7 protein-coding genes are annotated in these 11,160 nt (G+C 65.1%); all 7 read right to left on the bottom strand.

What is annotated here, in order from left to right; all coding sequences use genetic code 11:
- Positions 1–74: 74 nt before the first annotated feature.
- The gene (locus U5782_RS08995) at positions 75–1,997 is read right to left on the bottom strand and encodes a PrkA family serine protein kinase (protein WP_103703772.1); all 1,923 of its coding nucleotides are present in this window, start codon (positions 1,995–1,997) and stop codon (positions 75–77) included.
- A 747-nt stretch (positions 1,998–2,744) separates the two neighbouring features.
- Positions 2,745–3,506 carry a hydratase gene (locus U5782_RS08990; RefSeq protein WP_322043454.1) on the bottom strand — a complete coding sequence of 254 codons (762 nt, stop codon included), beginning with the start codon at positions 3,504–3,506 and terminating at the stop codon, positions 2,745–2,747.
- Between the two features lie 509 nt (positions 3,507–4,015).
- Positions 4,016–5,794: a methyl-accepting chemotaxis protein gene (locus tag U5782_RS08985; RefSeq protein ID WP_322043453.1), complete on the bottom strand. Its 1,779-nt coding sequence runs from the start codon at positions 5,792–5,794 to the stop codon at positions 4,016–4,018.
- A gap of 213 nt (positions 5,795–6,007) precedes the next feature.
- Positions 6,008–6,907, bottom strand: a complete 900-nt coding sequence (rbsK, locus tag U5782_RS08980) for a ribokinase (protein ID WP_322043580.1) — start codon at positions 6,905–6,907, stop codon at positions 6,008–6,010.
- Between the two features lie 146 nt (positions 6,908–7,053).
- A complete protein-coding gene (locus U5782_RS08975) occupies positions 7,054–8,103 on the bottom strand; it encodes a LacI family DNA-binding transcriptional regulator (RefSeq protein ID WP_322043452.1) in 1,050 nt (349 codons plus the stop codon).
- Positions 8,104–8,293: 190 nt separating this feature from the next.
- The gene (locus tag U5782_RS08970; protein ID WP_322043451.1) at positions 8,294–9,331 is read right to left on the bottom strand and encodes an ABC transporter permease; all 1,038 of its coding nucleotides are present in this window, start codon (positions 9,329–9,331) and stop codon (positions 8,294–8,296) included.
- A complete protein-coding gene (locus tag U5782_RS08965; RefSeq protein WP_322043450.1) occupies positions 9,328–10,983 on the bottom strand; it encodes a sugar ABC transporter ATP-binding protein in 1,656 nt (551 codons plus the stop codon). The genes U5782_RS08970 and U5782_RS08965 overlap by 4 nt, the downstream gene beginning before the upstream one ends.
- Positions 10,984–11,160: the final 177 nt, after the last annotated feature.

Raw genomic sequence — 11,160 nt, 5'->3', positions numbered from 1 at the left:
GCCCTGCCGGAGTTTCCTTTTGCGCCGCCGCACAAGCGTTGCGGCGGCGCAGCAGGAAGGTAAAGCCTCTGCGTTCATGACGACTTGCGCACACGCAGATACCAGTCGCAGAGCAACCGGACCTGCTTGGGCGTATAGCCCTTCGCCACCATGCGGTTGACGAAGTCTTCATGCTTGCGTTGCTCTTCCGCCGATCCTTTTGCATTGAACGAGATGACGGGCAAAAGTTCTTCCGTATTCGAGAACATTTTCTTCTCGATCACCACGCGCAACTTCTCGTAGCTGATCCAGGCCGGATTCTTCCCGGCGTTGGCCGCCCGTGCGCGCAGCACGAAGTTCACGATCTCGTTGCGGAAGTCCTTCGGATTGCTGATGCCCGCGGGCTTTTCGATCTTCTCCAGTTCGGCGTTCAAGGCCGCGCGGTCGAAGCTCTCGCCCGTGTCGTGATCGCGGAACTCCTGGTCCTGAATCCAGAAGTCGGCGTACGTGACATAGCGATCGAAGATGTTCTGACCGTATTCCGAATACGATTCCAGGTACGCGGTCTGAATCTCCTTGCCGATGAATTCGGCGTAACGCGACGCCAGCACGTCCTTCACGAACGACAGATACTTCTGCTCGGTTTCCGGCGGGAACTGCTCGCGCTCGATCTGCTGTTCGAGCACATACATCAGATGCACCGGATTCGCGGCCACTTCGGTCGAATCGAAGTTGAACACGCGCGAGAGAATCTTGAACGCAAAACGCGTGGAGACCCCGTTCATGCCTTCGTCGACACCCGCGAAGTCGCGATACTCCTGATACGACTTGGCCTTTGGATCGGTGTCCTTGAGATTCTCGCCGTCGTAGACCTGCATCTTCGAAAAGAGGCTGGAATTCTCCGGCTCCTGCAGGCGCGTGAGCACCGACATCTGCGCCATCATCTTGAGCGTGCCGGGCGCACAGACCGCATCGGCCAGCGACGAATTGCGCAGCAGCTTCTCGTAGATCTTCATCTCTTCCGAGTAGCGCAGGCAGTACGGCACCTTCACCACGAAGATCCGGTCGAGCAGTGCTTCATTGTTGCGGTTGTTGCGGAAGGCCTTCCACTCCGACTCGTTCGAGTGCGCGAGGATGATGCCGTTGAACGGGATCGCGCCGAACCCTTCGGTGCCCTTGAAGTTGCCTTCCTGGGTGGCGGTGAGCAGCGGGTGGAGCACCTTGATCGGCGCCTTGAACATTTCGACGAATTCGAGCAAACCCTGATTCGCGAGGCACAGACCGCCCGAATAACTGTAGGCGTCCGCATCGTCCTGGGCGTATTGCTCGAGCTTGCGAATGTCCACCTTGCCGACGAGCGAAGAGATGTCCTGATTGTTCTCGTCGCCAGGCTCCGTCTTGGCGATACCGATCTGACGCAGGATGGAAGGATAGCGGCGCACCACGCGGAACTTGCGGATGTCACCGTTGTATTCGTGCAGGCGCTTGACGGCCCACGGGCTCAGGATGCTCTTGAGATAACGGCGTGGAATGCCGTATTGCTCTTCGAGGATGGGACCGTCTTCGTCATAGTCGAACAGACCTAACGGCGACTCGTTCACGGGTGAACCCTTGATCGAGTAGAACGGCACGCGTTCCATGAGTTGTTTGAGACGCTCGGCGATGGACGATTTACCGCCGCCCACGGGGCCGAGCAGGTAGAGAATCTGCTTCTTTTCTTCGAGTCCTTGCGCCGCATGGCGGAAGTACGCGACGACCTGCTCGATCACGTCCTCCATGCCATAGAACTCGCGGAAAGCGGGATAGACCTTGATGACCTTGTTCGCAAAAATGCGCGACGTGCGCGGATCGTTGCGTGTGTCGATCTGTTCTGGTTCCCCGATTGCCGTCAGCATGCGTTCGCCAGCCGTGGCGTACGCGCTGGGATCTTCTTTGCAGAGCGCGAGATACTCCTCGAGCGAGAGTTCCTCTTCTCGCGTTTTTTCGAAGCGGGTCGCGAAGCTGCTGTAGATATCCATGCTACCTCCTCGCCGAGATCTGCGACCGATGTCGTGCGCGGCGCGCTAATCGGAAACGACATCGCTCGAATTCATCCTAAACCCTTTTGAATTTTTTTTCACACATAAATCGCGCCGGATTCAAGGGCCGATTTGAGTGCTTGGAGCTACGCGGGATTACGTCTTACAATGAACTTCCCCGCCCTCGCAAGTTTCACGCCGCAAGCCCATCACATTGCGACGGACTCCGACGTTCGAGCAGCACGACCGCTGAAACTGCGAGTCAAACCGCACTGCCCTCACACTTGCGCTGCTTGCGCTTCGCTCCCACTTACTGCGCACCACTACTTTCCAACAACGCGCGGCCGCTCAAGCCGTGTACACGCCGCAACGCTTTTTCATCGTCGTATTTGTAACAGCCCGACGGTACCAGGCGCACCGCTATTTCATACGCATCAGCGGCCACATCGGATGCGCATTTTCTTCCTGTTTTACGCGTCGAAATTTCGTGCGTCGGTGACCTGCCGCGCATTCGTTGGTGTATCTGCACACCTCTTTTGCGCGTGTTGCCGCTTATTACAGCCCCTATCGTCAGTAGTGGCTTTCCCCTCTTCGTGACACGCATTCATCTTGATCGATGACGACGCGAAGCGTCGAAAGTGACACGCGCGCCAGCTTGGGACAACGAAAAACGGCCATCGCGCAAGATGCGCAATGGCCGTCATGGATGGGTGACAACGCACGCGTTGCGTGAGCTGGATCGTCAGATCACACGAACTCGATCTCGACTTCGCCGAGCCCGTCGATATGACCGTGCAGCAGACCTGGGCCTTCGATGCGGTGAGCCCCTACGTAGGAACCCGTGGTAATCGTCCATTCAGGTTCGATCGTGATACCCATAGCCGCACAATGGTTGACGAACCACACCAGCAGTTCGCGCGGATCGCCCGCAGGATTGCCGGAGGCCTCGGGCACGAGCGACACGCCGTCGAAGCTCAATTCGAGTTCAGGGGCGACGAAGTCGAGCGCACGCGCGAGCGTCCCGTAGGGCAACGCGTGGCCCGTCACGAGCGCGCCATTGTTCTGCGCGTCGGCAAGCTGTGCGAGCGGCGCGACATTGGGCCATTCGGCAAAGCGGCTATCGACGATTTCGATGGCGGGCAGCACCTGTCCGACCAGCGCGAGCACTTCATCGCGCGCATAGACGTCGGCGCGTGGCGCGACCGGCTCGGCGAAACGGAACGCGATTTCGAGTTCCACCAGAACACGGAAGAAGTGCTGGCGATCCACCCGCGTGGGCGAAGCGTGGACCAGCGTGGCCGGAATCGGCGCGCCCGAGGCGGCGCCGCCTGGCGCGCGCGCGCCGATCTTCCAGGCGCCCGTGGCGGTGCCGAGGCCCGCGATCACGGCCTGCTGGATCGCATAGGCCGTGGCTGCGTCGGGTGGCAGGCTTTCGGGCGGCAGCGTCTCGATCAGGTGATGGCGGCGGCGCGCCGTCACGAGGCGTTGCACGAGATCGTCACGTGTCATGTCTGAGTCCTTGTTGTGCGTTCGCACGCCGGCGGCGCCTGGGCGCGTCGGGCGGGCACGTTGTCGTCATGTCGCGTTTGCGGCGCGCAGCCGCAGATTTCCGTCTCGGCGATGCGGCGCGCCCTCCCTGGCGCACGTTCGTGACCGCATTGCCGCCCCACAATGGAGACCGCTTAACCCGTCGTCCAGCCGTGTGGCAGACCGCACAGCCGCTCAGGATGCCGCCACGGGGCCTCCCCTGCACGCGCAGCGTCCGCGGGGGCGTACACGTGCAGCGCAGTGTACCGTGCGTCCCCGCACGCGTGCGTGACACGACGCACAATGTACCGTAACCCCGCGAGCGCTGTGCGCGCAGGGTTCCCGCAGGCAAAAAAAACGCCGCTGCGGTGCAGCGGCGCGAGTTCAGCCGGAAAGCGGTGAAGCTACTTCGTGTCGAAGCACGAGGCGGCCGGGCCGGGAAGTCCGGCTGGCCCGGCTACGATGTCGGCCGCAAACGCGGGGCGCAACGCTCAGAAGGTTTCCCAGTCGTCGTTCGAGCCGCTGCTGGCCGTCACGGCGGCTGGCGCAGCGGCGCTGACTGCGGGGCGCGGTGCGACGGGCGCCGCCGTACGCTGCGCCGCCGGAGCGGCGACAGCAGGAGCTGCGCGGACTGCTGCGGGCCGCGCAGCGGCGCGCGTCACGGGCTTCACACTGACGGGAGCGGGCGCGCTCGGCGTCGAGGCCGCAAACGACGTGGCCGGGCCGCCGTGATCGTCGAGGCTGAACACGGCCACAGAGGCGCGCAGGCGTCCTGCCTGATCCTCCAGCGACTGCGCCGCGGCGGCGGCTTCTTCCACGAGCGCCGCGTTCTGCTGCGTGACTTCGTCCATCTGCGTGACGGCGCGCGCCACCTGGTCGATACCGCTCGACTGCTCCTGGGAGGCCGCTGCGATCTCGCCCATGATATCGGTCACGCGCTGTACCGCGCCGATGATCTCGGTCATCGTGCGGCCAGCTTCGTCCACGAGGGCCGAGCCCGCCTGCACACGTTCCACCGAATTGTCGATCAGCGCCTTGATCTCCTTGGCCGCTGCCGACGAGCGTTGTGCCAGGCTGCGCACCTCGCCCGCAACCACGGCGAAGCCTCGCCCTTCCTCACCCGCACGGGCCGCTTCCACGGCCGCGTTGAGCGCGAGAATATTGGTCTGGAAGGCAATGCCTTCGATGATCGTGATGATGTCGGCGATCTTCGCGGAGCTCTGGTTGATGTCGCCCATCGTGCCCACGACCTGGCTGACCACGCTGCTGCCCTTGTTGGCGATTTCCGAGGCGCTGGCGGCGAGCTGGCTCGCCTGGCGGGCGTTCTCGGCGTTCTGCTTCACGGTGCCAGTCAGCTCTTCCATGCTCGACGCGGTTTCCTGCAGCGCCGATGCCTGCTCTTCCGTGCGCGAGGACAAATCGATATTGCCCGCCGCGATCTGGCGCGTGGCTGTGGCGATCGACTCCGCGCCTTCGCGCACCGAGCGCACCGTGTCGGTCAGGCTGCGCTGCATGCGCGAGACGCCGCCGAGCAACTCACCCATTTCGTCACGCGTACGCACCACGACGGGGCGGCGCAGATCGCCCGCAGCGATCGCCGTGAACGCGCCGAGTGCTTCGCCGAGCGGCTCCGAGATCGCGCGTCGCAGCGCGAGGAACGAAAACACCGAGGCGCCGATGCCGATCAGCAGCGCCGCGATCACCGCAATGCGCAGTTCGCCGAACGCCGATTGCGCCTCGTCGTAGCCCTGCCGGGCGAGTGCGGTTTGCAGCTTGTCCAGTTCGAGGTCGGCTTTCGAGAGCTGGTCGTAGGCGGCTTGCAGCGCCTTCGCGCCGTCGATCACCTTGGTCTGGTCGCCCGCCGTCACGATGGCGGCGAAGCTGTCGGCGTTCTGATGCAGTGCGTCGCGCCGGGCCGCCACTTCCTGCGCGAGGCGGTCTTCATCCTGGCCGCGCGGCAGGTCGAGATATTTCTTCCAGTAGTCGTCCGAGACGCCGCGCATGGCGCGCGCGCGTTCGAGCGTGGCGGCCGCATCGGGCGTGCCGATCTGGAACGCTGCGCGGTCGAGTGCAAGACGCTCGCGCGCCGCGTAGATCTCGGCCATGTTCACGGCGTGGCCGCTCGGCATCTGATTGGAGAAGGTATCGCGGTACGCGTCATTGGAGCGCGTGAGGCCGAGCAGCCCCACGATGCTGATGACGACGATGAGCGTCGCCAGAAAACCCATCGTGAGGCCGATGCGCGCCTTGATACTGATGCCCTTGTTCATGACTCTCCCGTGCTTGCCGAAGGCGGAGGCTGCCGCCCCTGAAAACGAATAACTGCGGATAACTGCTACCAATTCGTTTACGGCAAACGTTTGAGAGACTTGAAATAGTTATATGGTATGAAGAAATAATTAAAATACGTGGCGCATTAATTACAAATTGCCCGCCGTTACTTTCAATGTTTTGACAATGCCGCGGACGCTTAACTGCACCATTTAACTGCGCAGGTCGGCAAGCGTTGGAATAGACGGTTGAGCGCCCGCTCGCGTCACAGAAATCGAAGCGGCGCGCAGCGCGAACGGAATGGCCGCCCCGGCTGCTTCGCCCGCCGCCAGTTGCGCGGCCAGCGCACCGACAAAGGTATCGCCGGCCGCGGTCGTATCGACGGCCGCGACTTTCGGCGTGGGCCAATGGCGCGCAGCGCCTGCCTCATCTTCCAGTAACGCGCACACGCCCTGGGCGCCGAGCGTGATCAGCACATTGCGCGCGCCCGCCAGACGTAGCGCCTGAGCGGCCTGCGCGGCTTCATCCGGCGTCGTCACGGGCAGGCCCGTGAGCGTCGCCGCTTCGAGTTCGTTGGGCACGAGGTAATCGACGAGCGGCAGCCACGCGGCGGGCAGCGGCCCGGTTGCCGGTGCGGGATTGAGGATGGTGAGCTTGCCGAGCTTGTGCGCGAGCGCAAGCGCCGCGTGCACGGCATCGGGCGGCGTCTCCAGCTGGCAGACAACGACCCGCGCCGCTGCGATCACGGCTTCATGACGCGCAAGCGTCGCCGGCGTGACTTCGCCGTTGCTGCCCGCCACGATGACGATGGCGTTCTGACTCGCATCATCGACGACGATGAGCGCGACGCCCGTGGGCGCCTGCTGTGAAATGTCGATGGCGTCGCAGTCGATGCCCTCGGCGAGCAAACCGGCGCGCAGTCGCTCGCCGTTGGCATCGGCGCCCACGCAACCGATCATCGCGACCTGCGCGCCCAGCCGCGCCGCCGCCACGGCCTGGTTGCCGCCCTTGCCGCCCGCCACCTGATTGAACGCGCTGCCCGCGAGTGTTTCGCCCGCGCGCGGCAGTCGGGGTGCGCGCGCCACGAGATCCATGTTCAGGCTGCCGACCACGGCGACGCGCGCGGGCGACGGCCCCGCTTGCGTTTGCCCGGCGGGTTGTGCGTCCTCGCGCTTCGCTTCGTTCGTCACCACAGGATGCTCCTGGTCGCCCCGGGGGTTCCATCGATCGCCGCGCCGCGCGCTGGCGTGCCGCCGTGTCAGGCTGCGAGCGACTCCGAATGTTCTTCGTCATCACCGCTCAACGGCGCGGTCGACTCGCGCAGCAGCAGCTGCGGCGCCATCACACGCCGACGCACCTTCAGCGCGCTGCGCTCGCGTTCGGCCGTGCCGATCCGCTCGATCAACGTGAGCGCCGCCATTTCTCCGAGCGCACGCACGGGCTGACCGACGGTCGAGAGCGCGGGCCACGTGAAATGGCCCAGCTCGATGTCGTCGAAGCCGATGATCGAGCAGTCGGCCGGGACGCGCAAGCCGCGCTCGGCAGCCGCGCGCAGTGCGCCGATGCCCATCATGTCGTTGCCCGCGAAAATCGCGCTCGGACGCACGGTGTCGAACAGTTGCCCCGCCGCCCGATAGCCGCCCGGGCTAGAGAAGTCCGCTTCGACGATCGCGCCCGGCGCGATCTCGATGCCGCGCTCGGCCATCGCGCGCAGAAAACCGTGCATGCGCATCGCGCTCACCGCGGTCGAGATCGGACCCGTGATGCAGCCAATATTCAGGTGGCCGAGTTCGAGCAGATGGCGCGTTGCGAGCCATGCGCCGCGCTCGTGGTCGATCTGCACGAGATCGGCTTCGAGCCCTTCGATGTTGCGATCCACCACGACGATCGGCTCGCGCGTGTCGCCCAGCGTCGCGGCGAGCACGGCGTCGTCGCCGGCCGAGGCCACGATCAGCCCGTCGATGCGTTTCTCCTGGAGCACGCGCAGGTAATTGCGCTGCTTGACCGGATCGTCGTCGGAATTGCAGAAGAACACGCAGTAGCCCTTCTGCGCGCAGCCGTCCTCGACGCCGCGCGCGAGCTCCGCGAAATACGGATTCGTGCCGTTGGGCACGACCAGCCCGACGGTCGCCGTCGAGCGCGCCTTGAGCGAGCGCGCGACGGCCGAGGGCACGTAGTTGAGCTCGCGGATCGCCCGCTCGACCTTGGTCCGCACGTCCGCCGACACGGGCCGCGAATTGTTCACCACATGCGACACCGTCGTGAAAGACACCCCCGCCACGGCGGCCACATCTTTGATCGTCGCCATTTTTCTGTTGCTCCTGCTTCGTCCTGCGCGTTTTTCTACTGCTGCCGCCGTATCTACGGCGATTGCTCTCGGCGCCCACGCTGGTCTGACACGCAGGCGCGCCCTCGTTACGTTCTTATTGCAGCGGTGCGCGGGCTGCCCGATCCGCAGCCTGCCTACCGCCTGTTCTACCGGGTGCTGCTTTTGTTATTCATTTGCTGCGCTTGCTACGCCGATTGCTGCGATACGTATCCAGCACGACGGCCACTACGATCACCGAGCCGGTGATGATGCGTTTGGTCGGCTCGTTCGCGCCGATCTGCGCGAGCCCCGCCGCCAACACGGAAATGATCAACACCCCGAAGAAAGTGCTGATCACCGATCCTCGGCCGCCCATCAGGCTCGTGCCGCCAATCACCACCGCCGCGATCACCTGCAACTCGAGCCCGACGCCCGCGTTTGGATCGGCGGCTTCGAGACGCGATACCTGGAACAGCGCGGCGAGCCCAGACAAGGCGCCCATCAGCGCGAACACCATGATCTTGTACGGCCGTGGATCGACGCCCGCGAGGCGCACCGCCTCTTCGTTGGTACCGATACCAATCAGGTAGCGGCCAAACACCGTGCGCGTGAGCACCAGTTGCGCGATCACCATCACCGCGACGGCAATCAAAAACGCGGGCGAGATGCCGAACGCGATCGGATTCGAGAGGAAATCGAACGCATCGCCGATATAGGCCGTGCGCGAATTCGTCATCTGGTACGCGAGGCCGCGCGCGGCCTCCAGCACGCCGAGCGACACGATGAAGGACGGAATGCGCCAGCCCACCGTCACGGCGCCCGTGAGCGTGCCGGTGGCCGCCGCGGCCAGCAGGCCGAGCAGCGCCGAAGGCAGCGGCCCCAGGCCCCACTTGAGCGCGGCCACGCTCACCACCGAGGCGCCGAGCGCCAGCACCGAACCCACGGACAAATCGATGCCCGCGATGATCAGCACGAAGGTCATGCCCACCGACATCACGACGAGATCGGGAATCTGGTTCGCGATCGTGCTGAACGTATCGTAGGTCAGGAAGTGCGAACTCAGCAGCGAGAACAGGACGATCATCGCGACCAGCGCGAGCGCGAGGCCCAGATAGCTCGACAGGCCGAAACGCGTGCCGGCGGGCTTGCCGCTCGCCACCTGCGCGACGCCGGCCTGCGGCTCGTTGCCGGGCGGCGTCGGTTGTCCGCGCAACGGTTGGTTCGTCATGAAGCGCTTCCTCCTGATCCTTCCTTTGGTGCACCGTCGGGCAAATCGGCGGCATCGGCCAGCATCGCGTCTTCAGCGCGATGCCCCGCGAAGGCCGCGCCGAGCAGTGCGTCCTGGGTCCATTCGCCGCGCGCGAACACGGCCATCATCTTCCCCGCCGACATCACGCCGATACGGTCGCAAATCAGCATCAGCTCGCGCAGATCGCTCGACACCACCACCAGCGCGCGGCCTTCGCGCGCAAGCGCGCCCATCAGCGCATAAATATCGAATTTCGCGCCCACGTCGATACCGCGCGTGGGTTCGTCGAACAGCAGCACGCGCACGTCGCTCGACACCCGGCGCGCGAGCCAGCGTCCGATCACCACCTTCTGCTGATTGCCGCCCGATAGCTCGCCCACCGCCTGGCCGGGTCCGGCCGTGCGGATGCGCAGCGCCTCGATCTGCGTGCTCGCCAGCGCGTTCTCGCGCGCGGCATCCACCACGCCATAGCGCGACACGGCGCCCACGTTGCCGAGCGACACGTTCGCGGCAATCGGTTGCGGCAGCAACAATCCTTCGCCCTTGCGGTCCTCGGTGATAAGCGCGATGCCTTGACGCACCGCATCCACCGGCGAGTCGATACGCACTACGACGGGCGGCTCGCCGGGCGCGGGCGCAAGCGCCACCGTGCCGCGGTCCTTCGCATCGGCGCCGTAGATCAGCCGCATCAGCTCCGTACGTCCTGCGCCGATCAGCCCCGAGACGCCGAAAATCTCTCCCGCGCGCACTTCGAACGACACATCGCGCACGGCATTGGCCCGCCCGAGCCCGTCCACCTTGAGCAGCGGCGCACCGATGCGCCGCTCGCCCAGGTCGATCTGCTCGCCCAGCTCCCGGCCCACCATCAACGCGACGAGGCGATCGGGCGTGAGGTTCGCCATCGCGTCCTCGCGCACCAGCCGCCCGTCGCGCAATACCGCCACGCGCTGGGCCATGCGCTCGATTTCCTCGAGCCGGTGCGAGATATAGACGAGCGCCACGCCGCGCGCCTTCAGTCGCGCGATCTGCTCGAACAGCAACTCGACTTCGCGCCCTGTGAGCATCGCGGTCGGCTCATCGAGGATCAGCACCCGCAAGGGCGCCCCTTCGTCGCCGATCAGGTTGCGCGCGATCTCCACCAACTGCTGGTGGCCGATCCCGAGCTCGCCCACTGGCGTATCCGGGTCGATCGCTTCGAGGCCGACCTGGGCCATCGCCGCGCGTGCGTCCTCGCGCAGGCGCGCGCGGTCGATCCAGCCCGTCCAGCCGAGCGCCTTCGCGCGCGGCAAGCGGTTCAGAAACAGGTTTTCGGCAACGGACAGCGTCGGCAGGAGGTTGAGTTCCTGCATGACCATGCGCACGCCGAGCGCTTCGGCTTCCTTGCGGCTCGCGGGTGCATAGGCCTCGCCCATCAGCGTCATGTGGCCGGCGCTGGGCGTGGTCAGGCCGCCCACGATTTTCGAGAGCGTGCTTTTGCCCGCACCGTTCTCGCCCGTGAGCGCAAGCACCTCCCCCGCGCGCAGCGCGAGGCTGACGTCGGCGAGCACCGGCTGCTCGTAGGTCTTGCCGACGCCCGTCACCGTCAGCACCGCGCCTTGAGCGGATGCCGGTGACTGTGCATCGGTGGCCATTGCTTCCATCACGATCCTGTAGTCGCTGCCTCGCCCGCCTTCGGCGTTGGGTACGATCCGCACAAAAAGGGCGCGGCCGGCGCGCATGGCGCGCTGGCCCGCCCTCTCCACGATCCGGTGGCCGCCATCGGGGCGGCACACCCTCGGCAGCGCATTCGCTCACGCTGCCATCACGCT

Source organism: Paraburkholderia sp. J67, from assembly GCF_905220265.1.
Classification (GTDB): Bacteria; Pseudomonadota; Gammaproteobacteria; order Burkholderiales; family Burkholderiaceae; genus Paraburkholderia.
The sequence above is the reverse complement of the archived record's forward strand: the minus strand, read 5'-3'. Positions and strand labels throughout refer to the sequence as shown.